A 21993-nucleotide genomic window follows, 5' to 3' on the forward strand; every position below is an offset into this window, starting at 1 on the left:
TCAGCAGACATGGCGAGCACATTTCGCGGTCTTCTCGGCGAGAAGCTGGGGATGACCCAGGTTTTCGACGAGAACAACCGCCTCGTGCCGGTGACCGTCGTCAAGGCGGGCCCGTGTGTGGTGACCCAGGTGCGCACCCCCGAGGTCGACGGCTACTCGGCCGTCCAGCTCGGCTTCGGTGAGATCGACCCGCGCAAGGTGAACCGTCCCGAGGGCGGGCACTTCACCAAGGCGGGCGTCACGCCGCGGCGGCACCTGGTCGAACTGCGCACCGAGGACGCCGGCGACTACACGGTCGGCCAGGAGCTGACCGCGGACGTCTTCGACGGCGTGGCCAAGGTCGACGTCATCGGCACCAGCAAGGGCAAGGGCACCGCCGGTGTCATGAAGCGTCACGGCTTCAAGGGCCTCGGCGCGGCGCACGGCACCCAGCGCAAGCACCGGTCGCCCGGTTCCATCGGTGGCGCGTCCACCCCGGGCCGCGTGTTCAAGGGCCTGAAGATGGCCGGCCGCATGGGTGCGGTGAAGACGACCACGCTTTCGCTGGTCGTGCACAAGGTCGACGCGGAGCGCGGGCTCATCCTGATCAAGGGTGCCGTCCCCGGTCCCAAGGGCGGTCTCGTCCTGGTCCGCTCCGCGGTCAAGGGCGGCCCCGTGGGGAGTGACAAGAAGTGAGCCAGTCGATCGACACGCGCACCGACCGCCAGGTCGACGTCCGCACCCCGGCGGGGGAGACCTCCGGCAGCGTCACGCTGCCCGGTGAGCTCTTCGACGCCGACGCGAACGTCTCCCTGATGCACCAGGTCGTGGTGGCGCAGCTCGCCGCGGCCCGTCAGGGCACGCACTCGACCAAGACCCGTGGTCAGGTCAGCGGCGGTGGCGCCAAGCCGTACCGGCAGAAGGGCACCGGCCGGGCCCGTCAGGGCTCGACCCGCGCGCCGCAGTTCGCCGGCGGTGGCATCGTCCACGGCCCGACGCCGCGCGACTACACGAAGAAGACCCCGAAGAAGATGAAGGCCGCCGCCCTGCGCGGTGCCCTCTCCGACCGGGCCCGCGAGGGCCGGGTGCACGTGGTCTCCGCCTTCGTGGACGGCGACGCCCCGAAGACCAAGGCCGCCCTGGCGACCCTCAACGCGGTGACCCAGGCCAAGCGGGTCCTGGTCGTGCTCGACCGGGACGACGTCCTCAACTGGGTCAGCCTGCGCAACGCGCCGCAGGTGCACCTGATCGAGGCCGGCCAGCTCAACACCTACGACGTGCTGGTGGCCGACGAGGTCGTCTTCACGGAGTCGGCGCTGGCCGAGTACGTCGAGGGCCGCAGCGGCGGTGCCGCCAAGCCCGACGTCTCGACCCGCGTGACGCCGGGTGGGCTCCCGTCGGTCGCTCCCGCCGAGGGCGAGGGCACCGTCGAGACCGCCGCCGAGGCTCCGGCCAAGAAGGCCGCCGCCAAGAAGGCCCCGGCGAAGAAGGCCGCGGCTGCCGAGGCCGAGGTCCCGGCGGAGAAGCCCGCTGCCAAGAAGGCGCCGGCCAAGAAGGCAGCCCCCGACACCGCCGACGAGGCCGCCAAGGCCCCGGTCGAGCAGGCCGAGGCCGCCAACGCCGGTCCGGACGCCACCGCGCCCACCGAGGACGGCACCACCGACGCGAGCACCGAGGAGACCAAGTGAGCGTCCGCGACCCCCGGGACGTCCTGCTCGCCCCGGTCATCTCCGAGAAGAGCTACGGGCTGCTCGACGGCAACCAGTACACCTTCATCGTGCTGCCCGAGGCGAACAAGACCCAGATCAAGATCGCGGTCGAGCAGATCTTCAACGTGAAGGTCCTCGGCGTGAACACGGTCAACCGCCAGGGCAAGCGCAAGCGCAGCCGGGGCACGCAGATGGGGCGGCGCAAGAACACCAAGCGCGCCATCGTCTCCGTCGCTCCCGGCGACCGCATCGAGATCTTCGGGGGCCCGGGCGCCTGACGGCACCCGGATCCCACGGACCAGAGATAGAGGACTGAGTCAGCAATGGCTATCCGCAAGTACAAGCCGACGACGCCGGGCCGCCGCGGCTCCAGCGTCGCCGACTTCGCCGAGGTCACCCGCGACCATCCCGAGAAGTCGCTGGTCCGGCCGCTGCACGGCCGCGGTGGGCGCAACGTCCACGGCAAGGTCACCGCTCGCCACCAGGGTGGCGGTCACAAGCGGGCCTACCGGCTGATCGACTTCCGCCGGGCCGACAAGGACGGCGTGCCCGCCAAGGTCGCGCACATCGAGTACGACCCGAACCGCACCTCGCGCATCGCGCTGCTGCACTTCGCGGACGGCGAGAAGCGCTACATCATCGCGCCGGCCCGCCTCAAGCAGGGCGACACGGTGGAGTGCGGCCCCTCGGCCGACATCAAGCCCGGCAACAACCTGCCGCTGCGGAACATCCCCGTGGGCACCGTGGTTCATGCCATCGAGCTCCGTCCCGGTGGCGGCGCGAAGATCGCCCGTTCCGCGGGTACCAGCGTCCAGCTGGTCGCCCGTGAGGGTCGCTTCGCGCAGCTGCGCATGCCGTCGGGCGAGATCCGCAACGTCGACGTGCGCTGCCGCGCGACCGTCGGCGAGGTGGGCAACGCCGAGCAGTCCAACATCAACTGGGGCAAGGCCGGCCGCATGCGGTGGAAGGGCAAGCGCCCGACCGTCCGCGGTGTCGCCATGAACCCGGTGGACCACCCGCACGGTGGTGGTGAGGGCAAGACCTCCGGTGGTCGCCACCCGGTGAACCCGAAGGGCAAGCCGGAGGGCCGGACGCGCAAGCGGAAGGCCAGTGACGCCCTGATCGTGCGCCGCCGGCGCACCAACAAGAAGCGCTGAGCGGGTAGAGGAGTCCGACAGACATGCCACGCAGCCTGAAGAAGGGCCCGTTCGTCGACGACCACCTGCTCGCCAAGGTGGACGCACAGAACGCCAAGGGCACCAAGAACGTGATCCGCACCTGGTCGCGTCGTTCCACGATCATCCCGGACATGCTCGGCCACACGCTGGCCGTGCACGACGGCCGCAAGCACGTCCCGGTCTTCGTGACCGAGGCGATGGTCGGGCACAAGCTCGGCGAGTTCGCGCCCACGCGCACCTTCCGTGGGCACGTCAAGGACGACCGCCGCTCGCGGCGGGGCTGACCAGGTAGAGAGAGATTCAGATGACTTCCCAGTTGGGACAGGAGGCGCCGGTCGCCCGGGCTACGGCCCGGTTCGTCCGCGTGACCCCCATGAAGGCCCGCCGGGTGGTGGACCTGATCCGCTACCTGCCGACCGACGAGGCCCTGGCGCTGCTGCGCTTCGCGCCCCAGAGCGCCAGCGAGCCGGTGGCCAAGGTCGTCGCCAGCGCGGTGGCCAACGCCGAGCACAACCTGCAGCTCGACCCGGCCGCGCTGGTCGTCAGCGCCGCCTACGTCGACGAGGGCCCCACCCTCAAGCGGATCCGTCCGCGTGCGCAGGGCCGGGCGTTCCGCATCAACAAGCGGACCAGCCACATCACCGTCGAGGTGAGCGAGGTCGCCTCCAGCGACGTCCTCGCGCAGAAGTCGCGCAAGGCTCGCCGGGACACCGGTCAGTCCGGCCCGGCGACCCAGCAGAACAACACGAGGGGAGGGACCCGCTAGTGGGTCAGAAGGTCAACCCGCACGGGTTCCGGCTCGGGATCACCACCGACTACAAGTCCCGGTGGTACGCGGACAAGCTGTACAAGGACTACGTCAAGGAAGACGTCGCGATCCGCAAGCTCATGTCCAAGGGCATGGAGCGGGCCGGCATCTCCAAGGTCGAGATCGAGCGCACCCGTGACCGGGTCCGCGTCGACATCCACACCGCCCGGCCGGGCATCGTCATCGGCCGCCGCGGCGCGGAGGCCGACCGCATCCGCGGCGAGCTCGAGAAGCTCACCGGCAAGCAGGTGCAGCTGAACATCCTCGAGGTGAAGAACCCCGAGTCCGACGCCCAGCTCGTCGCCCAGGGCGTGGCCGAGCAGCTGTCCAGCCGCGTCAGCTTCCGCCGCGCCATGCGCAAGGCCATGCAGTCGGCCCAGCGCAGCCCGCAGGTCAAGGGCATCCGGGTCCAGTGCTCGGGTCGCCTGGGTGGCACCGAGATGAGCCGGTCGGAGTTCTACCGCGAGGGTCGCGTGCCGCTGCACACGCTCCGCGCGAACATCGACTACGGCATCTACGAGGCCCGCACGACCTTCGGCCGCATCGGCGTGAAGGTGTGGATCTACAAGGGTGACGTCAGCGGCTCGCGCGCCGAGCGGGAGGCCCTCGCGGCCCTCGCCGAGCGTCAGCAGCGCCGTGAGCGCGCCCAGCGCCCGCAGCGTCGTTCCGGTTCCTCCGGCACCACCGCCGGTGGCACCGAGGCCGGCCGCGCCGCCGCGGAGTCGACGACCGGTCCGGTCGCCGACACCACCGAGAGCACCGTGGCCGTGACCTCCGGCGAGGTCGCGCCCGAGACGACCGTCGCCGAGGTCGCCGGTCCGGAGGCCACCGCGGCCGCCGAGGCCACCGCGACCGAGACGACCGAGAACACGGAGAGCTGACCCATGCTCATCCCACGGCGCGTCAAGCACCGCAAGCAGCACCACCCCGACCGTGGCGGCCGCGCCAAGGGCGGCACCGCGATCAACTTCGGTGAGTACGCGATCCAGGCCCTCGAGCCGGCCTACGTGACCAACCGGCAGATCGAGTCCGCCCGTATCGCCATGACCCGGCACATCAAGCGTGGCGGAAAGGTGTGGATCTCGATCTACCCGGACCGTCCGCTCACCAAGAAGCCGGCCGAGACCCGCATGGGTTCCGGTAAGGGTTCGCCGGAGTGGTGGGTCGCCAACGTCAAGCCCGGCCGCATCATGTTCGAGCTGTCGGGTGTCGCCGAGCCGGTGGCCCGCGAGGCCATGCGCCGCGCGATCCACAAGCTCCCGATGAAGTGCCGCTTCATCACGCGTGAAGGAGAAGTGTGATGGCCGCCGGTCTGACCGCTCCGGAGCTGCGCGAGCTCTCTGCCGACGAGCTCGCCTCGCGGCTGCGTGAGTCCAAGGAAGAACTGTTCAACCTGCGGTTCCAGGTGGCCACCGGCCAGCTGGACAACAACCGGCGACTGCAGACCGTCCGCCGCGACATCGCCCGGATCTACACGATCATGCGCGAGCGCGAGCTGGGTCTCTCGGTCGCCCCGAACGAGGGTGTGGCATGAGCGAGACCCAGGAAGCCACGGGCCCCGGCCTGGCCGGCCGTGGGTACCGGAAGGTCCGCGAGGGCCTGGTGGTCAGCGACAAGATGGAGAAGACCATCGTCGTCGAGGTGGAGGACCGCGTGAAGCACGCCCTCTACGGCAAGGTCATCCGCCGGACCAGCAAGCTCAAGGTCCACGACGAGCAGAACGTCGCCGGCATCGGTGACCGCGTGCAGATCATGGAGACCCGGCCGACGTCGGCCACCAAGCGGTGGCGGCTGGTCGAGATCCTCGAGAAGGCCAAGTAAGGAGCGGCCCTCCGGGGCCGTAGCACAACACCAGAGCGATACGCGTACTCTGGACGACTGGCGCGCATCGTGCCCTCTTCGCGGGGGGCGCGCGCCGCATCCCGGTACCCGTGCTTCGGACGCACCGGCGGCGCTCGCCGCCGGTGCGTCCGCACGCGGGTCCCGGACAGCCGGTTCACCGTTCCGGCCCGGCTGTCACCACAAGATTTGGGAGTAGGACGTGATCCAGCAGGAGTCGCGGCTGCGAGTCGCCGACAACACCGGTGCGAAGGAGATCCTCTGCATCCGCGTGCTCGGCGGCTCCGGGCGACGCTACGCGGGCATCGGCGACGTCATCGTCGGCACCGTCAAGGACGCGCTGCCGGGTGCCGGCGTCAAGAAGGGCGACGTGGTCAAGGCCGTCGTCGTGCGCACGGTGAAGGAGCGGCGTCGTCCCGACGGCTCCTACATCCGCTTCGACGAGAACGCCGCGGTCATCATCCGCGACAGCGGCGACCCGCGCGGTACGCGCATCTTCGGCCCCGTCGGCCGGGAGCTCCGCGACAAGCGCTTCATGCGGATCATCTCGCTCGCTCCGGAGGTGCTGTGAGCCATGGCTGACAACAAGAAGACGCCGTCCATGAAGGTCAAGAAGGGTGACACCGTCGTCGTCCTGTCCGGCAAGGACAAGGGTGCGAAGGGTCGCGTCATCGCCGCCTACCCGAAGGACCAGCGCGTGCTGGTCGAGGGCGTGGGCCGCGTGAAGAAGCACACCCGCATCTCCTCGACGCAGCGCGGCGCCCAGCAGGGCGGGATCGTGACGCAGGAGGCTCCCATCCACGTGAGCAACGTGATGGTGATCGACTCCGAGGACAAGCCGACCCGGGTCGGTTACCGCAAGGACGACAACGGCCGCAGCATCCGGGTCTCGCGGCGCACCGGTAAGGACCTCTGAACGCCATGAGTGCACCCACGCGTGAGCTGCCCCGCATGCTCGCCCACTACCGCGAGACCATCGCGCCGGCGCTGCAGTCGGAGTTCAACTTCGAGAACGTCATGCAGATCCCGCGCCTGACGAAGATCGTCGTCAACATGGGCGTCGGCGAGGCCACTCGCGACGCCAAGCTGATGGACGGCGCCGTCCGCGACCTCACCGCGATCACCGGCCAGAAGCCGGCGGTCGTCCGGGCCCGCAAGTCCATCGCGCAGTTCAAGCTGCGCGAGGGCATGCCGATCGGCGCGAAGGTCACCCTCCGCGGCGACCGCATGTGGGAGTTCCTGGACCGGCTGCTGTCGCTGGCCCTGCCCCGCATCCGCGACTTCCGCGGCCTGAACCCCAAGCAGTTCGACGGCCACGGCAACTACACCTTCGGCCTCAACGAGCAGTCGATGTTCCGCGAGATCGACGTCGACAAGATCGACCGGCCGCGCGGCATGGACATCACCCTGGTCACCACCGCCACGAACGACGAGGAGGGCCGCGAGCTGCTCCGCCAGCTCGGCTTCCCCTTCGCCGGCCAGCCCGTCGTGACCACCATCCGCTGAGCCGGTAGGAGAAACCAATGGCCAAGAAGGCTCTGATCAACAAGGCGGCCCGCAAGCCGAAGTTCGCGGTCCGCGGCTACACCCGCTGCCAGCGGTGCGGCCGTCCGCACTCGGTCTTCCGCAAGTTCGGCCTGTGCCGGATCTGCCTGCGGGAGATGGCCCACGCCGGGGAGCTCCCGGGCGTGCGCAAGTCCAGCTGGTAGCAGCACCCGGCCGGGGCAGCAGCCCCGGTCACCACAGCACCACTGATCGCCGAGAGGCCCGGCGCCAAGTCTCCGAGACCCAGCGCACGAGGAACCGCGGCGAGAGAGGCACCACCTGACATGACGATGACCGACCCGATCGCGGACATGCTCACGCGTCTGCGGAACGCCAACCAGGCGTACCACGACAGCACGGTCATGCCGTCCTCGAAGCTCAAGACGCACATCGCCGAGATCCTCCAGCAGGAGGGCTACATCGCCGGCTGGAACGTCTCGGACGTCGAGAAGGACGGCAGCACCTTCAAGCAGCTGCAGATCGACCTGAAGTACGGCCCCAACCGCGAGCGCAGCATCGCCGGCGTCCGGCGGGTCTCGAAGCCCGGTCTGCGGGTCTACGCGAAGTCGAACTCGCTGCCCAAGGTCCTCGGTGGCCTCGGCGTCGCGATCATCTCGACGTCGACCGGGCTGCTGACGGACAAGCAGGCGAACAAGAAGGGCGTGGGTGGGGAAGTCCTCGCCTACGTCTGGTAAGGGAGCGAACGACCCATGTCACGAATCGGACGACTCCCGATCGCCGTCCCGAGCGGTGTCGACGTCACCATCGACGGCCAGGACGTCAGCGTGAAGGGCCCCAAGGGCTCGCTGACCCACACCGTCGCGGCGCCCATCACGGTCGTGCGCGACGAGGACGGCACGCTGCGCGTGCAGCGTCCCAACGACGAGCGCCAGAACCGGGCCCTCCACGGCCTCTCCCGGACGCTCATCGCCAACATGATCACCGGCGTCACCGAGGGCTACACCAAGACCCTCGAGATCGTCGGCGTCGGTTACCGCGTCCAGGCGCGTGGCTCCGACCTCGAGTTCGCGCTGGGCTTCAGCCACCCGGTGCCGGTGAAGGCCCCCGAGGGGATCACCTTCGCGGTCGAGTCCCCGACCCGCCTGCGGGTCACGGGCATCGACAAGCAGCAGGTCGGCGAGGTCGCCGCCAAGATCCGCAAGATCCGCAAGCCCGACCCGTACAAGGGCAAGGGCGTGCGGTACCAGGGCGAGGTCGTCAAGCGCAAGGTCGGGAAGACGGGTAAGTGATGGCAACCGCAGAGAAGTCCGCTCGGGTGCACAAGCCCGTCGGCACCGACATCAGCACGGCACGCCGCACCTCGCGGCTGCGTCGTCACAACCGCCTGCGCAAGCGCGTCACCGGTACGCCGGAGCGCCCGCGCCTGGTGGTCAAGCGCTCGTCGCGGCACATCCACGTGCAGCTCGTCGACGACACCGCGGGCCGCACGCTGGCCAGCGCCTCGACGATGGGCCTCCGCGGCGCGGAGGGCGACAAGTCGGCCCTGGCCCGCCAGGTGGGTGCCCAGATCGCCGAGCGCGCCAAGGCCGCCGGCGTGACCGCCGTCGTCTTCGACCGTGGTGGCAACCGGTACGCCGGTCGCATCGCCGCGCTCGCCGACGGGGCTCGCGAGGGCGGGCTGGACTTCTGATGACTTACAAGCAGATCGAGAGGGACGTCTGATGCCAGGACCACAGCGACGCGGCGGCGGCGCCGGCGGCGGTAACGACCGCCGCGACCGTCGTGACGGCGGGCGGGGCCCCGGAGGCGCTCCCGCCGAGAAGAGCAACTACATCGAGCGCGTGGTCGCCATCAACCGCGTGTCCAAGGTCGTCAAGGGTGGTCGGCGCTTCAGCTTCACCGCCCTGGTGATCGTGGGCGACGGCGACGGCAAGGTCGGCGTGGGCTACGGCAAGGCCAAGGAGGTGCCCGCGGCCATCGCCAAGGGCGTCGAGGAGGCCAAGAAGCACTTCTACACCGTCCCGCGCATCGCCAGCACCATCCCGCACCCCGTGCAGGGTGAGGCGGCCGCCGGTGTCGTGCTCCTCAAGCCGGCCAGCCCCGGTACCGGTGTCATCGCCGGTGGCCCGGTGCGTGCCGTGCTCGAGTGCGCCGGCATCCACGACGTGCTCTCCAAGAGCCTGGGTTCCTCGAACCCGATCAACATCGTGCACGCCACGATGCAGGCGCTGAAGGACCTCGTCCGCCCCGAGGAGATCGCGGCCCGCCGCGGTCTGCCGCTCGAGGACGTCGCCCCCGCCGCCATGCTGCGGGCGCGTGCGGGTCAGGGAGTCTGAGATGGCACAGCTCAAGATCACCCAGGTCAAGTCGGGGATCGGGCGCAAGCAGAACCAGCGCGAGACGCTGCGTTCGCTCGGGCTCAAGCGCATCCACGACTCGGTCGTGCAGGAGGACCGTCCCGAGATCCGCGGGATGGTCGCGACGGTGCCGCACCTGGTCACCGTCGAAGAGATCAGCTGAAGCTGAGTAGGGACATCTCATGACTCTCAAGGTCCACCACCTGCGTCCGGCCCCGGGCGCCCACACCGCCAAGACGCGAGTCGGCCGTGGTGAGGGCTCCAAGGGCAAGACCGCCGGTCGCGGCACCAAGGGCACCGGCGCGCGGGGCAACACGCACGCGCGGTTCGAGGGTGGGCAGACCCCGCTGCACATGCGGCTGCCCAAGCTCTCCGGCTTCAAGAGCCCGAACAAGGTCGTCTTCCAGGTCGTCAACCTCGACCGGATCGCGGCGCTGTTCCCGCAGGGCGGCACCGTGAACCCGGAGACCCTGGCCGACGCCGGCGCCGTGCGCCGCAACCAGCCGGTCAAGGTCCTCGGCACCGGCGAGCTCGGCGGTGTCAAGGTCGACGTCCAGGCGCACGCGTTCTCCGCGTCCGCTGCCGAGAAGATCGGCGCGGCCGGGGGCAGCACCACCGTTCTCTGAAGCACCCTCGACCCCCGGGACGCCCGTCGTCCCGGGGGTCGACGGCTGCATTGCTAACCTCAGCCGACCGAACTAGGGGAGGGCACGTGCTGCAGGCGTTCGCCGCGGCGTTCCGGACGCCAGATCTCCGGCGCAAGCTGCTGTTCTCCCTGGCGATCATCGCCGTCTACCGGCTGGGCGCCTCCGTGCCCGGGCCGGGCGTCTCCGTCGAGGCGATCAACAACTGCCTCGAGCAGGCGCAGGCCTCCGACCAGCGCGACATCTACTCGCTGGTCAACCTGTTCTCCGGCGGTGCGCTGCTGCGCCTGAGCGTCTTCGCGCTCGGGATCATGCCGTACATCACGGCGAGCATCATCGTGCAGCTGCTGGTCGTCGTGATCCCGCGCTTCGAGCAGCTGAAGAAGGAAGGGCAGTCGGGTCAGGCGAAGCTGACCCAGTACACCCGCTACCTGACGATCGCCCTGGCCGTCCTGCAGAGCACCGGCATCATCGCCCTGGCGCGCAGCGGGCAGCTGTTCCCGAACTGCAGCGAGTCGATCATCCCGTCGGAGTCCGTGTGGACGACGGTGGTCCTCGTCATCGCGCTCACGGCCGGTACCGCCCTGATCATGTGGCTGGGCGAGCTGCTCACCGAGAAGGGGATCGGCAACGGCATGTCCGTGCTGATCTTCACCTCGATCGCCGCGCGCATCCCGGCCGAGGGCGGCAACATCCTGCAGACCCGGGGCGGCGTCGTCTTCGCCATCGTCTGCGTCTTCGCGCTGCTGATCATCGGCGCGGTCGTCTACGTCGAGCAGGCCCAGCGCCGCATCCCCGTGCAGTACGCCAAGCGGATGGTCGGCCGCCGCATGTACGGCGGGACGTCGACCTACCTGCCGCTGAAGGTCAACCAGGCCGGCGTCATCCCGGTGATCTTCGCGTCGTCGCTGCTGTACCTGCCGCAGCTGATCACGCAGCTCCAGGGCAACGAGACCGGACCTGTGCGGCGGTTCTTCGAGAACTACATCATCGACCAGAGCAGCCCGGTCCACGTCGCCTTCTACTTCGGCCTGATCGTGTTCTTCACGTACTTCTACGTGTCGATCACGTTCAACCCGGAGGAGCGCGCCGACGACATGAAGCGCTACGGCGGCTTCATCCCCGGCATCCGCCCGGGCCGTCCCACCGCCGAGTACCTGCAGTACGTGCTCTCCCGGATCACCCTGCCGGGGTCGATCTACCTCGGGACGGTGGCCGTGCTGCCGAACCTCTTCCTGTCGATCACGCAGGAGGGGCAGAACCAGAACTTCCCGTTCGGCGGGACCGCGGTGCTGATCATGGTCGGAGTGGGGTTGGAGACGGTGAAGCAGATCGAGACGCAGCTCAACCAGCGCAACTACGAAGGGTTCCTGAAGTAGTGCGCGTCGTCCTGCTGGGCCCTCCCGGAGCGGGCAAGGGCACCCAGGCGCAGATCATCGCCGGCCGCGTCGGCGTCCCCGCGATCTCGACCGGCGACATCTTCCGCGCGAACGTGAGCGGGCAGACGGAGCTCGGCCAGAAGGCCAAGACCTACATGGACGCCGGGGACCTCGTCCCGGACGAGATCACCGTGGCCATGGTGAAGGACCGCCTCGCCGAGCCCGACGCCAAGGCCGGGTTCCTGCTGGACGGCTTCCCCCGCACGATCGCCCAGGCCGAGCAACTGCGCTCGTCGCTCGCGGACCTCGGGCACGGCCTGGACTGCGTCCTCGAGCTCGTGGTCGACGAGGAGGAGCTGGTGCGCCGGCTCTCCGGGCGGCGCATGCTGGTGGACGGGCAGATGGTCCAGCGGGAGGACGACAAGCCCGAGACCGTTCGCCACCGCCTGAAGGTCTACCGGGAACAGACGGCGCCGCTGTCCGGCTTCTACGAGGGCGAGGGGCTCCTGCGCCGCATCGACGCGATCGGTGAGGTCGAGGAGGTCACCGCCCGCGCGCTGGCCGCCTGCGGGGTGTCGGAGTCCGGGCAGCCCTCCGGGGACTGACGGGACAGGGGCAGGAGATGTCGGCCGGGATCCTGAGCCGCCTCCCGCTGCTCGCGAAGTGGAGTGGACGGATGATCCAGATCAAGACGGCGCACGAGATCGAGCTCATGCGTGCCTCCGGGCTCGTGACGGCGGGTGCCATCGCCGCGGTGAAGGCCGCCGTCCGCCCCGGCGTGAGCACCGGTGAGCTCGACGCCATCGCCGAGGACCACATCCGGTCCAAGGGTGCCGTGCCGAACTTCCTCGGCTACCACGGGTTCACCGGCACGATCTGCACGTCGATCAACCACGAGATCGTCCACGGGATCCCGAACCCCGACCGCCGGCTGGCGGAGGGGGACAACATCTCCATCGACTGCGGGGCGATCCTGCAGGGCTGGCACAGCGACTCCGCGGTGACGGTCACGGTGGGGGAGCCCTCCGCCGAGGACGCCGCGTTGATGGACGTGACGGAACGGTCGATGTGGGCGGGCCTGGCCCGCGCGATCGCCGGTGGGCGCCTGACCGACATCAGCTCCGCCGTCGAGCAGACGATCACCGCCGAGTCGCACCGGTACGGGATCGTCGACCACTACGGCGGGCACGGCATCGGCACCGAGATGCACCAGGACCCGCACGTGCTCAACTACGGCCGTCCCGGCCGTGGCCCCAAGCTGGTCCCCGGCCTGACGCTCGCCATCGAGCCGATGGTCACCGTGGGGGACCCGGCGACGGTCGAGCTCGACGACGGCTGGACGGTCGTCACCAAGGACGGCTCCCGGGCCGCCCACTTCGAGCACACCGTGGCCGTCACGCCCGAGGGACCCTGGGTCCTCACGGCCGAGGACGGCGGGGCTGCCGGCCTCGCCCCGTTCGGGATCACCCCTCGTTCCTGAGGGCCCCCTTCCCGAGGGCCTGTGTAGCCCACCCCTCACCGGGGCGGGTTGGTGACCCGTGTGGCGCCGGGGTACAGTGAACGACGGCGTTCGCGCCGCTCCGTCGTCGTGCTGTGGCCGCACGACCCGGAGCGCCCTCGCGAGAGCGTCTGCACCACCTGTTCTGCAACCACCGAGCACGTCCGACGGGGTTCCCCCGTGGGCGCGCGAGGACGAGGACCATCGAGTCGAGGAGCGCGTGTAGGGAATGGCGAAGAAGGACGGGGCCATCGAGGTCGAGGGTCGCGTCGTCGAGCCGCTGCCCAATGCGATGTTCCGGGTCGAGCTGCAGAACGGGCACCGGGTGCTCGCCCACATCAGCGGCAAGATGCGCCAGCACTACATCCGCATCCTGCCCGAGGACCGCGTGGTCGTGGAGCTCTCGCCCTACGACCTGACCCGCGGTCGCATCGTCTACCGCTACAAGTAACCGCTCGGCCGCGAACGCCCTCCGGGGAGCGCGGCCGGCACACGATCTGAGGAATGAGGGGCGGCACCGGTGAAGGTCCAGCCGTCGGTGAAGAAGATCTGCGACAAGTGCAAGGTGATCCGCCGGCACGGCCGGGTCATGGTCATCTGCGACAACGCCCGGCACAAGCAGCGCCAGGGCTGAGGGAGTACCTGAACATGGCACGACTGGCTGGCGTCGACCTGCCCCGCGAGAAGCGGATGGAGATCGCGCTCACCTACATCTATGGCATCGGCAAGGCCCACGCCAAGGAGACCCTGGCCGCGACGGGCGTCAGCCCCGACCTGCGCGTCAAGGACCTCGGCGACGAGGACCTGCTGAAGCTCCGCGACTACATCGACGAGCACTTCCGCGTCGAGGGTGACCTGCGCCGCGAGGTGGCTTCCGACATCCGCCGCAAGGTGGAGATCGGCTGCTACCAGGGTCTGCGCCACCGCCGTGGGCTCCCGGTCCACGGTCAGCGCACCAAGACCAACGCGCGCTCGAGCAAGGGCCCGCGCAAGACCATCGCCGGCAAGAAGAAGGCCGGCAAGAAGTAAGCCGCTGTGCGTGCCGTCGCAGCGACCCGTGAGGGCGGGGGCGACGGCACGCCGCGTGCCATCTCTGGCCACGAAGAGAAGGAACAGAAACCCACATGCCTCCCAGGGCTCGCGCCGCGGCCGGTGCCAAGAAGGTCCGCCGCAAGGAGAAGAAGAACGTCGCCCACGGCGCCGCTCACATCAAGAGCACGTTCAACAACACGATCGTGTCGATCACCGACCCCAACGGGAACGTGATCAGCTGGGCCTCCGCCGGCCACGTCGGCTTCAAGGGCTCGCGCAAGTCCACGCCGTTCGCGGCGCAGATGGCTGCCGAGAACGCTGCGCGCAAGGCGCAGGAGCACGGCATGCGCAAGGTCGACGTCTTCGTCAAGGGCCCGGGTTCGGGTCGCGAGACGGCCATCCGCTCCCTGCAGGCCACCGGCCTCGAGGTCGGGCAGATCCAGGACGTGACGCCGCAGCCGCACAACGGCTGCCGCCCCAAGAAGCGCCGCCGGGTCTGACCGGCCACCGACGAGAACGAACGAGGTAGATAGACGTGGCCCGTTACACCGGAGCCGACTGCCGCATGTGCCGGCGCGAGAAGATGAAGCTGTTCCTCAAGGGCAGCAAGTGCGAGTCCCCGAAGTGCCCGATCGAGATCCGGCCCTACCCGCCGGGCGAGCACGGCCGCGGTCGCACGAAGGACAGCGAGTACCTGCTCCAGCTGCGTGAGAAGCAGAAGGCGCGCCGCATCTACGGCGTCCTTGAGAAGCAGTTCCGCGGTTACTACGAAGAGGCCAACCGCAAGACCGGCAAGACCGGTGAGGTCCTCCTCCAGATCCTGGAGTCGCGGCTGGACAACGTGGTCTACCGGGCCGGCTTCGCCGAGTCCCGTGACATGGCCCGCCAGCTGGTGCGCCACGGCCACATCCGGGTGAACGGCCGCAAGGTCGACATCCCGTCCTACCGGGTCACCGAGAACGACATCATCGAGGTCGCGGAGAAGTCGCGCACGATGCTGCCGTTCGAGATCGCCCAGGCCCGCGCCGGCGAGCGCCCCGTGCCCCCGTGGCTCGAGGTCATCAGCAGCCAGCTGCGCGTGCTCGTGCACAGCATCCCGGCCCGCCAGGTCATCGACACCCCGGTCCAGGAGCAGCTGATCGTCGAGCTCTACTCCAAGTAGGAGCTCGAACAGCAACACCGGCTCCGGCGGGCGGACAGATGCCCGCCGGAGCCCGCACCACCCCCCTCACGGCGTCATATGGCGGTCGCCGGAGGACTGTGAAGGAGAACCACCGTGCTCATCGCACAGCGCCCCACGATCACCGAGTCGCGCTCGCGGTTCGTCATCGAGCCCCTCGAGCCGGGCTTCGGCTACACCCTCGGCAACTCCCTGCGCCGCACCCTCCTCTCCTCGATCCCCGGCGCTGCTGTCACCAGCATCCGGATCGAGGGCACCCTGCACGAGTTCACCACCGTGCCGGGCGTCAAGGAGGACGTCACCGAGATCATCCTCAACCTCAAGGGCCTGGTCGTCAGCTCCGACTCCGACGAGCCGGTGACCATGTACCTGCGCAAGCAGGGCCCGGGTGAGGTCACCGCCGCGGACATCGCGCCCCCGGCCGGCGTCGAGGTGCACAACCCCGACCTGCACATCGCCACCCTCAACGGCAAGGGCCGCCTCGAGATCGAGCTGGTCGTCGAGCGGGGCCGTGGCTACGTGCCGGCGCCGCAGAACAAGCAGCCCGGCCAGGAGATCGGTCGCATCCCCGTCGACTCGATCTACTCGCCGGTCCTCAAGGTCACCTACGCCGTCGAGGCGACCCGCGTCGAGCAGCGCACCGACTTCGACCGCCTCGTGGTCGACGTCGAGACCAAGCCCTCCATCGCCCCCCGCGACGCCATCGCGTCCGCCGGGTCGACGCTGGTCGAGCTGTTCGGCCTGCTGCGCGAGCTGAACGTCGACGCCGAGGGCATCGAGGTCGGGCCCAGCCCGGCCGAGGCCGCCGACATCGCGAACTTCTCGATGCCGATCGAGGACATGGACCTCACCGTCCGGTCCTACAACTGCCTCAAGCGCGAGGGCGTGCACACCGTCGGTGAGCTCGTCACCCGCTCCGAGGCGGACCTGCTCGACATCCGCAACTTCGGCGCCAAGTCGATCGACGAGGTCAAGATGAAGCTGGCGGCCATGGGCCTCGCGCTCAAGGACAGCCCGCCCGGGTTCATCCCCACCTCGATCGAGAGCTACGACGAGGGCTACGAGACCGACGCCTACCAGGGCTCGGCCGAGTACGCCGACGTCGAGTATAGCGACGCCTCCTACCAGGAGACCGAGCAGCTCTGAGGCCGCGTGCCGGACGGCGGGGCGACCCGCCGTCCGGCACCGCCCTCCGGGCAGCGACACTGAACGACGGCACCACCAGAGACTCAGCACCACCACGGACGCAGCCGGCACTCCCTCCGGCCGCCTGAGGAAGGACCGACATGCCCACCCCCACCAAGGGCCCCCGCCTCGGCGGGTCCCCCTCGCACGAGCGGCTGATGCTGGCCAACCTGGCCACCTCGCTGTTCGAGCACGGGCGGATCACGACCACCGAGACGAAGGCGAAGCGCCTGCGTCCCCTGGCCGAGAAGCTGGTGACCTTCGCCAAGCGCGGTGACCTGCACGCCCGTCGCCAGGTCATGACGACCATCCGGGACAAGGACGTCGTCCACACGCTCTTCGCCGAGATCGGTCCTCGCTACGAGAACCGCCCCGGTGGCTACACCCGGATCACCAAGGTCGGTCCCCGCAAGGGCGACAACGCCCCGATGGCGGTCATCGAGCTGGTCGAGGCCCTGACCGTGGGCCAGCAGGCCGTCGGCGAGGCCGAGCGCGCCCGCGGCACCCGGTTCGCCTCCGGCGCCGGTGCGGCCGCCGCCTCTGGCGAGGTCACCGCCGACGCCGTGGAGACCGCGGACGCGGACACCACCGAGGAGTCGGAGACCCTCGCGTCGGAGAACGAGGACGTGGCCGCGGCCGAGGGCGGTGCCGAGGACGAGGCTCCGGCCGAGGAGACCGCTGCCGACGACGCCGAGGGCACGGACGCGCGATGAGCTCCCCCGAGGACGTCCCTGGCGCCGGCGCTGCCGGTGTCTCCGCCGGTGGCGGGGACCAGGGGGCCACGTTCGAGGGCGAGACCACCGGCCCCGGCGGGGACACCTCCCCGGCCGTGACCGACGGCAGCGTCACCGACGAGGCCCAGGAGGTCGTCTCCGACGTGTTCGTGCCGGACGGCGAGCGCCAGGACGACTCCGACGTCACGCCGGAGCCCGAGCGGCAGAACGTCGCCGTGGTGGACGACCCGGCCCTCTCGCCGGAGGTCGCGAACGCGGCGGCGGCGGAGATCGAGGCCGCCGAGCTCGGTGACGCCGCGACCGCCAGCCAGCAGTACCAGGGCGGCGACGCCGCGCCGGACCCGAAGTAGGTCCGCTGAACGATCAGCAGCACCCGGACGAGCCCGTTCCCCCGAGGGGGGACGGGCTCGTCCGTCTTCGCCTGGGCGTCTCCTACGACGGCACCTCGCTGCACGGCTGGGCCCGGCAGCCCGGCCAGCGCACCGTGCAGGGCGACCTCGAGCAGGCGCTGACGATGGTGCTGCGCGTGCCGGTCGACCTCACCGTCGCCGGGCGGACCGACGCGGGGGTGCACGCGACCGGGCAGGTGGCGCACTGCGACGTCCCGGCGCAGGTCTGGGCCGAGCAGCGCGACCGTCTCGTGCGCCGGCTGCGCGGGGTCCTGCCGCGCGACATCGCGGTGCCCACCGTCGCGGAGGTCTCCCCAGACTTCGACGCGCGCTTCAGCGCGCTGGGGCGGCACTACGTCTACCGGCTGACCGACGACCCCGCCGGGGCGCCGCCGCTGCGCCGCGCCGACATCGTCGCCTGGCCCCGGACCCTGGACGGCGCGGCCATGGCGGCCGCGGCCGGGCTGCTGCTCGGCGAGCACGACTTCGCCGCGTTCTGCCGCCGCCGCGAGGCCGCCACGACGATCCGCACGCTCCTGGCGCTGGACGTCGTCCGCACCGGCCCGCTGATCGAGGTCTTCGCGTCGGCGGACGCCTTCTGCCACTCGATGGTCCGCAGCCTCGTCGGCGCCCTGACCGCGGTGGGGGAGGGACGGCGGCCACCGGAGTGGCCCGCCGGGCTCTTCGCCCGCACCGAGCGCTCCAGCGAGGTGCCGGTCGCGCCGCCCGGCGGGCTCACCCTGGTGCGCGTGGACTACCCGGTCGACGAGGAGCTGGCCGCCCGGGCGCTGGTCACGAGAGCCCGTCGCGCCTGACGGCGGTGACCGCGTCGTCGACCGGTGTCGACCCGCTGACGAGCTCGAGCACCGCGCCGTCCAGATCGGCGTCGAGCAGCGCCACCAGCACGGCGGCGACGTCGTCGCGCGGCACGCTGCCCCGGTCGACGTGCCGCCGCAGCGTCACCAGGCCGGTGCCGGGATCGTCGGTGAGGCTGCCGGGCCGGAGCACCGTCGTCCGGAGCGCCCCGCGGGCCAGGACGTCCTGCTCGGCCGCCAGCTTGGCCCGCAGGTAGGCGACGAAGACGTCGTCGACCCCCTCCGGGCGGGCGCCGTCGGCGACCGACTCGACCCCCACGGAGGAGACGAGCACGTACCGCCGCACCCCGGCCCGCTCGGTGGCGTCGGCCAGCAGCACGGCGGCGGCCCGGTCCACGGTGTCCTTGCGGGCCGCCCCGCTCCCGGGCCCCGCGCCCGCGGCGAAGACGACGGCGTCCGCGCCCGTGACCACCCGCGCCACCTCCTCGACCGAGGCGGACTCGAGGTCGAGCAGGACCGGCTCGGTGCCGTCGGCGCCCAGGTCGGCCTCGTGGGCGGGGTTGCGGACCAGGCCGACGACCGAGTCACCCCGCGCGGACAGGAGACGGCCGAGCCGCCGGGCGACCTGCCCGTGGGCGCCGGCGATGACGATGCGCATGGGCTCCGCCCTACCCGCCCGCACGGCGCCGCTACACGGCGGTCAGCCGGCGGTGCGGACCTCGACGACGAGGCGCGCGGGGTCCGAGAGGGCGTCGACCGTGAACGGCTGCTCGCCGCCGCGCACGCCGATGAGCACCTCCTCGTAGCCGTCGGCCGCGCCGGTCGTCCGGGCCTCGGCCACCGGGCCGGGCGAGATGGAGAACCGGGACGAGCCCTGACCGCCGCCGGCGTCGCTGCGGACCCGCACTCGGAGGAACGCGTCACCGGCGATGTCGACCGCCGAGCCGTCGGGGGCCGTGGCCTCCGAGTAGGCCACGGTCCACTCCGGGACGCCGTCGCCGCTGAGGTTCACGACCAGCGTCGCCGTCGACTCGTCGCTCCGGAAGTTGATCCCGGCGACCGCCGGCTGCCCCGACGTGCCACCCGTTCCCGTCCCGGGCCCCGACTTGTCCTCCGTGTCGGTCCCCGTGCCCGATCCGGGGTCGTCCGGCTGCTCCTCCGACGGCGGGGCGGGCTCCGGTGAGCTGGAGGAGGGGGGCGCCGGGTCGCCGGGGCTGGAGACGCCCTGCACCTCCTCGGAGCAGGCGGCCAGGAGCAGCACGGCCGACACGACGGCGGCGGCGCGGCGGGTGCGCATCGGGTCCTCCCTCGGGCGGTCGGCCGAAAAGTAGCTGCTCAGCCGGGCTCGTGGGGAGCCTGGAAGCGCGGGAAGAGGCTCGGGGCCGCCGCCGGGGGAGGCGAGGGCCGGGGCGGCTCGAGGTGCCCGTCGGCGATCGCCCGGGCCCGCGCCAGGTCGGCCGGGGTGTCGCAGTCCAGCCACGGGGGCGGCTCGCCCGGGCGCACGTCGGGCCGCCACCGGTCCGCCGCGAGGGGCGCCAGCACCCGGCGGAGCGGAGCCGGACCGCGGGCGGCGGTCACCGCACCCCGGAGCGCGGGAGTGCGCCAGGCGCTGAGCAGGTACTGGTCGCGGCCGGTGTCGTCGACGGCCATGACGCCGTCGCCCGTGAGGCGGTCGAGCAGCCCGCGGACGACCCACGGCGAGAGGAACGGGAGGTCGCCGGCCAGGACGACGACCACGTCGGTGGGCACCTCGGCGAGCCCCGCCCGGAGCGCGGCCACCGGTCCTCCGCCGGGCGGCTGCTCGCGGACGACGAGGACGTCGGGCGGCGCCGGCTGCGGCGGGCCGACGACGATGCGGCTCCGCGCGTCGGCGACCGCGTCGAGCACCGCGGCCAGGATGGGGCGCCCGCCCACGAGCAGCTGCGGCTTGGCCTGCCCGCCCAGCCTGGCCGCCCGGCCGCCCGCCAGGACCACGGCCGTGAAGTCGGGCAGCGGGTCCACGGCGTCACCGTAGAGCTCTGACGTGGGTACCGTCCTCCCGTGGGACGAGTCACCAGCCGCACACCCGTGCTGCGCATCCGCGGGCCGCAGCACTCCACCCGGCCCGACACGGTCGCCGCCGAGGAACCGCTGGAGATCCGGCTGGCCGGTGCGCCGCTCGCGGTCACCATGCGGACCCCCGGGGACGACTTCGACCTGGTGCACGGCTTCCTCGCGACGGAGGGCGTGATCGCGGGGCACGACGACGTCGCGGGCCTGCGGTACTGCGACTCCGTGGACGCCGACGGACGCAACACCTACAACGTGGTGGACGTCGACCTGGCCCCCGGTGTGCCGATCCCGGACACCGGCCTCGAGCGGAACTTCTACACGTCGAGCTCGTGCGGGGTGTGCGGGAAGGCGAGCATCGACGCCATCCGCACGAAGACCGCCTTCGACGTCGCCGCCGACGGCGTCCGCGTGCCCCTCGAGGTGCTGCTGGCGCTGCCGGACCGGCTGCGGGCCGAGCAGCAGGTGTTCGAGAAGACCGGCGGCCTGCACGCTGCCGGGCTGTTCACGGCGGCCGGCGAGCTCGTCGCCCTGCGGGAGGACGTCGGCCGGCACAACGCCGTGGACAAGGTGATCGGCGACGGGGTGCGGGCCGGTCGTCTCCCGCTGGCCGCGCACGTGCTCATGGTCAGCGGCAGGGCCAGCTTCGAGCTGACCCAGAAGGCGGCCATGGCCGGCATCCCCGTGCTGGCCGCGGTGTCGGCGCCGTCGTCCCTCGCTGTCGAGCTGGCGCGCGAGGTGGGCATCACGCTGGTCGGGTTCCTGCGGGGCGACGGCTGCAACGTCTACACGTCCACCGAGCGGGTCGTGCTGCCTCAGTAGACGAGGCAGAAGGGGTGCCCCGCCGGGTCGGCGAAGACCCGGAACCCGGTGCCCGACTCGCCCTGGAGCAGCCGGGCGCCCAGCGCCAGCACGGCGCGCTCGGCGGCGTCCGCGTCGTCCACGCGGATGTCGAGGTGCTCGTGCTGCGGGCGCGCGGGGTCCGGCCACGCCGGCGGGGTGTAGCCCGGATCTCGCTGGAAGGCGAGCTCCCGCATCCCCGGCTCGCGGCCGATGACCACCCATTCGCCGTCGGTGTCCTCGTTGACCCGCATGCCGAGGATCTCGCCGTAGAACGCCGCGAGCTCCCGCGGGTCCGGGCAGTCGAGCACCGTCTTCTCCAGCCGTCCGATCACCTCGGCAGGATGCATCGGGCTCAGGTCGCCGGCATCTCCACCGACACCGCGACCAGTACGCCGCTGTCCTCGCGCATCGGGTCGGGGAGGTCCTGCCCGACCGTCGCGTCGGAGGAGAACCACCGCGGGCTCCGGGCCACCCGGCGGAGCCGGAAGTCACCGGGGATCGGCACGTACGTGCCCGGGCCGGTCAGCCGCCAGGCCTGGTCGACGACGTCGACCGACACGACCGTGCCCAGCACCCGGGGAACCGCCTCGGGGACGCCGCCGTGCACGTCAGCGACCAGTGCGCCGTGGGCCGGCGGCGGCGCAGGACCGCGCCAGTACGCGGTCAGGGGGCCGTGTCGGAGCAGACGGTCTCCCGGCTCGTTCCACGCACCCGGTCCGAGTGGCTCCGAGCGCCAGTCGACGACCAGGTTGCCTGGACCCGAGCGGTCGTCGACCCACAGCAGCGGCCATTCCACGCGGTCGCCCGGTCCAGGCCGGTCCGCGCAGCACTCGATCTGCCAGCCGTCCATGAAGACCGGCACCTCGAGA

General features: G+C 71.1%; 38 protein-coding genes. 33 read left to right on the plus strand and 5 right to left on the minus strand.

The window, feature by feature from the left end:
- Positions 1-9: 9 nt before the first annotated feature.
- From rplC to truA, 32 genes are all read left to right on the plus strand, one after another.
- Entirely contained in the window at positions 10-675 is a 666-nt protein-coding gene (rplC, locus tag ACI78T_RS02030; protein WP_456556416.1) for a 50S ribosomal protein L3, read from the plus strand.
- The gene (gene rplD / locus ACI78T_RS02035) at positions 672-1667 is read left to right on the plus strand and encodes a 50S ribosomal protein L4 (protein WP_456556417.1); all 996 of its coding nucleotides are present in this window, start codon (positions 672-674) and stop codon (positions 1665-1667) included. The genes rplC and rplD overlap by 4 nt, the downstream gene beginning before the upstream one ends.
- Positions 1664-1966, plus strand: coding sequence for a 50S ribosomal protein L23 (gene rplW, locus ACI78T_RS02040; protein ID WP_456556418.1), 303 nt, complete (start codon positions 1664-1666; stop codon positions 1964-1966). Before rplD ends, rplW begins: the two co-directional genes overlap by 4 nt.
- 45 nt (positions 1967-2011) lie before the next feature.
- Positions 2012-2845: a 50S ribosomal protein L2 gene (rplB, locus tag ACI78T_RS02045; protein WP_089402108.1), complete on the plus strand. Its 834-nt coding sequence runs from the start codon at positions 2012-2014 to the stop codon at positions 2843-2845.
- A gap of 23 nt (positions 2846-2868) precedes the next feature.
- Positions 2869-3150: a 30S ribosomal protein S19 gene (rpsS, locus tag ACI78T_RS02050; RefSeq protein WP_236825796.1), complete on the plus strand. Its 282-nt coding sequence runs from the start codon at positions 2869-2871 to the stop codon at positions 3148-3150.
- Positions 3151-3170: 20 nt separating this feature from the next.
- Complete coding sequence (gene rplV, locus ACI78T_RS02055) at positions 3171-3632, plus strand: 50S ribosomal protein L22 (RefSeq protein ID WP_116451057.1); 462 nt, start codon at positions 3171-3173, stop codon at positions 3630-3632.
- Positions 3632-4555, plus strand: a complete 924-nt coding sequence (rpsC, locus tag ACI78T_RS02060; RefSeq protein WP_456556419.1) for a 30S ribosomal protein S3 — start codon at positions 3632-3634, stop codon at positions 4553-4555. The genes rplV and rpsC overlap by 1 nt, the downstream gene beginning before the upstream one ends.
- 3 nt (positions 4556-4558) lie before the next feature.
- Complete coding sequence (rplP, locus tag ACI78T_RS02065; RefSeq protein WP_089336467.1) at positions 4559-4975, plus strand: 50S ribosomal protein L16; 417 nt, start codon at positions 4559-4561, stop codon at positions 4973-4975.
- Positions 4975-5208, plus strand: a complete 234-nt coding sequence (gene rpmC / locus ACI78T_RS02070; protein ID WP_097194642.1) for a 50S ribosomal protein L29 — start codon at positions 4975-4977, stop codon at positions 5206-5208. Before rplP ends, rpmC begins: the two co-directional genes overlap by 1 nt.
- Complete coding sequence (gene rpsQ / locus ACI78T_RS02075; protein WP_456556420.1) at positions 5205-5495, plus strand: 30S ribosomal protein S17; 291 nt, start codon at positions 5205-5207, stop codon at positions 5493-5495. Before rpmC ends, rpsQ begins: the two co-directional genes overlap by 4 nt.
- A gap of 220 nt (positions 5496-5715) precedes the next feature.
- Positions 5716-6084, plus strand: a complete 369-nt coding sequence (gene rplN, locus ACI78T_RS02080) for a 50S ribosomal protein L14 (RefSeq protein WP_091929103.1) — start codon at positions 5716-5718, stop codon at positions 6082-6084.
- A 3-nt stretch (positions 6085-6087) separates the two neighbouring features.
- Positions 6088-6429 carry a 50S ribosomal protein L24 gene (gene rplX, locus ACI78T_RS02085; protein WP_456556421.1) on the plus strand — a complete coding sequence of 114 codons (342 nt, stop codon included), beginning with the start codon at positions 6088-6090 and terminating at the stop codon, positions 6427-6429.
- Between the two features lie 5 nt (positions 6430-6434).
- A complete protein-coding gene (gene rplE / locus ACI78T_RS02090) occupies positions 6435-7019 on the plus strand; it encodes a 50S ribosomal protein L5 (RefSeq protein WP_456556422.1) in 585 nt (194 codons plus the stop codon).
- Between the two features lie 17 nt (positions 7020-7036).
- Positions 7037-7222 carry a type Z 30S ribosomal protein S14 gene (locus ACI78T_RS02095; protein ID WP_089336472.1) on the plus strand — a complete coding sequence of 62 codons (186 nt, stop codon included), beginning with the start codon at positions 7037-7039 and terminating at the stop codon, positions 7220-7222.
- Positions 7223-7342: 120 nt separating this feature from the next.
- Complete coding sequence (gene rpsH / locus ACI78T_RS02100; protein ID WP_113832898.1) at positions 7343-7753, plus strand: 30S ribosomal protein S8; 411 nt, start codon at positions 7343-7345, stop codon at positions 7751-7753.
- Positions 7754-7768: 15 nt separating this feature from the next.
- Entirely contained in the window at positions 7769-8308 is a 540-nt protein-coding gene (gene rplF / locus ACI78T_RS02105) for a 50S ribosomal protein L6 (protein WP_456556423.1), read from the plus strand.
- Complete coding sequence (gene rplR, locus ACI78T_RS02110; protein WP_116451063.1) at positions 8308-8709, plus strand: 50S ribosomal protein L18; 402 nt, start codon at positions 8308-8310, stop codon at positions 8707-8709. The genes rplF and rplR overlap by 1 nt, the downstream gene beginning before the upstream one ends.
- Positions 8710-8740: 31 nt before the next feature.
- Positions 8741-9355 (plus strand): 30S ribosomal protein S5, encoded by a 615-nt coding sequence (gene rpsE, locus ACI78T_RS02115; protein WP_116451064.1) that lies wholly within the window; start codon positions 8741-8743, stop codon positions 9353-9355.
- A gap of 1 nt (position 9356) precedes the next feature.
- Complete coding sequence (rpmD, locus tag ACI78T_RS02120; protein WP_135096864.1) at positions 9357-9539, plus strand: 50S ribosomal protein L30; 183 nt, start codon at positions 9357-9359, stop codon at positions 9537-9539.
- Positions 9540-9558: 19 nt separating this feature from the next.
- A complete protein-coding gene (gene rplO, locus ACI78T_RS02125; protein WP_456556424.1) occupies positions 9559-10002 on the plus strand; it encodes a 50S ribosomal protein L15 in 444 nt (147 codons plus the stop codon).
- Between the two features lie 86 nt (positions 10003-10088).
- The gene (gene secY / locus ACI78T_RS02130; protein WP_456556425.1) at positions 10089-11399 is read left to right on the plus strand and encodes a preprotein translocase subunit SecY; all 1311 of its coding nucleotides are present in this window, start codon (positions 10089-10091) and stop codon (positions 11397-11399) included.
- Positions 11399-12004 (plus strand): adenylate kinase, encoded by a 606-nt coding sequence (locus ACI78T_RS02135; protein ID WP_456556426.1) that lies wholly within the window; start codon positions 11399-11401, stop codon positions 12002-12004. Before secY ends, ACI78T_RS02135 begins: the two co-directional genes overlap by 1 nt.
- Before the next feature lie 71 nt (positions 12005-12075).
- Entirely contained in the window at positions 12076-12879 is an 804-nt protein-coding gene (gene map, locus ACI78T_RS02140; protein ID WP_456556427.1) for a type I methionyl aminopeptidase, read from the plus strand.
- A 247-nt stretch (positions 12880-13126) separates the two neighbouring features.
- Positions 13127-13348: a translation initiation factor IF-1 gene (gene infA, locus ACI78T_RS02145; RefSeq protein ID WP_012950459.1), complete on the plus strand. Its 222-nt coding sequence runs from the start codon at positions 13127-13129 to the stop codon at positions 13346-13348.
- A 69-nt stretch (positions 13349-13417) separates the two neighbouring features.
- Positions 13418-13531 carry a 50S ribosomal protein L36 gene (gene rpmJ, locus ACI78T_RS02150; protein ID WP_012950458.1) on the plus strand — a complete coding sequence of 38 codons (114 nt, stop codon included), beginning with the start codon at positions 13418-13420 and terminating at the stop codon, positions 13529-13531.
- Between the two features lie 14 nt (positions 13532-13545).
- Complete coding sequence (rpsM, locus tag ACI78T_RS02155; protein WP_116451069.1) at positions 13546-13926, plus strand: 30S ribosomal protein S13; 381 nt, start codon at positions 13546-13548, stop codon at positions 13924-13926.
- A gap of 95 nt (positions 13927-14021) precedes the next feature.
- Entirely contained in the window at positions 14022-14429 is a 408-nt protein-coding gene (gene rpsK, locus ACI78T_RS02160; protein ID WP_014377968.1) for a 30S ribosomal protein S11, read from the plus strand.
- A 35-nt stretch (positions 14430-14464) separates the two neighbouring features.
- Entirely contained in the window at positions 14465-15091 is a 627-nt protein-coding gene (gene rpsD, locus ACI78T_RS02165; RefSeq protein WP_135096854.1) for a 30S ribosomal protein S4, read from the plus strand.
- A gap of 114 nt (positions 15092-15205) precedes the next feature.
- Positions 15206-16255, plus strand: coding sequence for a DNA-directed RNA polymerase subunit alpha (locus tag ACI78T_RS02170; RefSeq protein ID WP_456556428.1), 1050 nt, complete (start codon positions 15206-15208; stop codon positions 16253-16255).
- A 140-nt stretch (positions 16256-16395) separates the two neighbouring features.
- A complete protein-coding gene (rplQ, locus tag ACI78T_RS02175) occupies positions 16396-17007 on the plus strand; it encodes a 50S ribosomal protein L17 (protein WP_456556429.1) in 612 nt (203 codons plus the stop codon).
- Positions 17004-17378 carry a hypothetical protein gene (locus ACI78T_RS02180; protein WP_456556430.1) on the plus strand — a complete coding sequence of 125 codons (375 nt, stop codon included), beginning with the start codon at positions 17004-17006 and terminating at the stop codon, positions 17376-17378. The genes rplQ and ACI78T_RS02180 overlap by 4 nt, the downstream gene beginning before the upstream one ends.
- A gap of 71 nt (positions 17379-17449) precedes the next feature.
- Entirely contained in the window at positions 17450-18232 is a 783-nt protein-coding gene (truA, locus tag ACI78T_RS02185) for a tRNA pseudouridine(38-40) synthase TruA (RefSeq protein WP_456556509.1), read from the plus strand.
- On the opposite strand, the gene ACI78T_RS02190 is transcribed toward truA, so the two are convergent.
- Genes ACI78T_RS02190 through mobA form a run of 3 tightly spaced genes read right to left on the minus strand, consistent with a single transcriptional unit; the run spans position 18210 to position 20233 of the window.
- Entirely contained in the window at positions 18210-18890 is a 681-nt protein-coding gene (locus tag ACI78T_RS02190) for an NAD(P)H-binding protein (RefSeq protein ID WP_456556431.1), read from the minus strand. The two genes, truA and ACI78T_RS02190, sit on opposite strands and share 23 nt — an antisense overlap.
- Before the next feature lie 42 nt (positions 18891-18932).
- Positions 18933-19529 carry an AMIN-like domain-containing (lipo)protein gene (locus tag ACI78T_RS02195; protein ID WP_456556432.1) on the minus strand — a complete coding sequence of 199 codons (597 nt, stop codon included), beginning with the start codon at positions 19527-19529 and terminating at the stop codon, positions 18933-18935.
- Between the two features lie 38 nt (positions 19530-19567).
- Entirely contained in the window at positions 19568-20233 is a 666-nt protein-coding gene (gene mobA, locus ACI78T_RS02200) for a molybdenum cofactor guanylyltransferase (RefSeq protein ID WP_456556433.1), read from the minus strand.
- Between the two features lie 39 nt (positions 20234-20272).
- On the opposite strand from mobA, the gene fdhD reads away from it, so the two are divergent.
- On the plus strand, positions 20273-21103 hold the full coding sequence (gene fdhD / locus ACI78T_RS02205) for a formate dehydrogenase accessory sulfurtransferase FdhD (protein ID WP_456556434.1): 831 nt from the start codon (positions 20273-20275) through the stop codon (positions 21101-21103).
- Here the strand turns inward: fdhD and ACI78T_RS02210 are convergent.
- Together ACI78T_RS02210 and ACI78T_RS02215 are read right to left on the minus strand one after the other, a co-directional pair.
- Entirely contained in the window at positions 21097-21456 is a 360-nt protein-coding gene (locus ACI78T_RS02210; RefSeq protein ID WP_456556435.1) for a VOC family protein, read from the minus strand. The two genes, fdhD and ACI78T_RS02210, sit on opposite strands and share 7 nt — an antisense overlap.
- A gap of 20 nt (positions 21457-21476) precedes the next feature.
- Positions 21477-21986, minus strand: a complete 510-nt coding sequence (locus tag ACI78T_RS02215; protein ID WP_456556436.1) for a DUF6578 domain-containing protein — start codon at positions 21984-21986, stop codon at positions 21477-21479.
- Positions 21987-21993: the final 7 nt, after the last annotated feature.

This window comes from Blastococcus sp. SYSU D00922 (assembly GCF_054050495.1).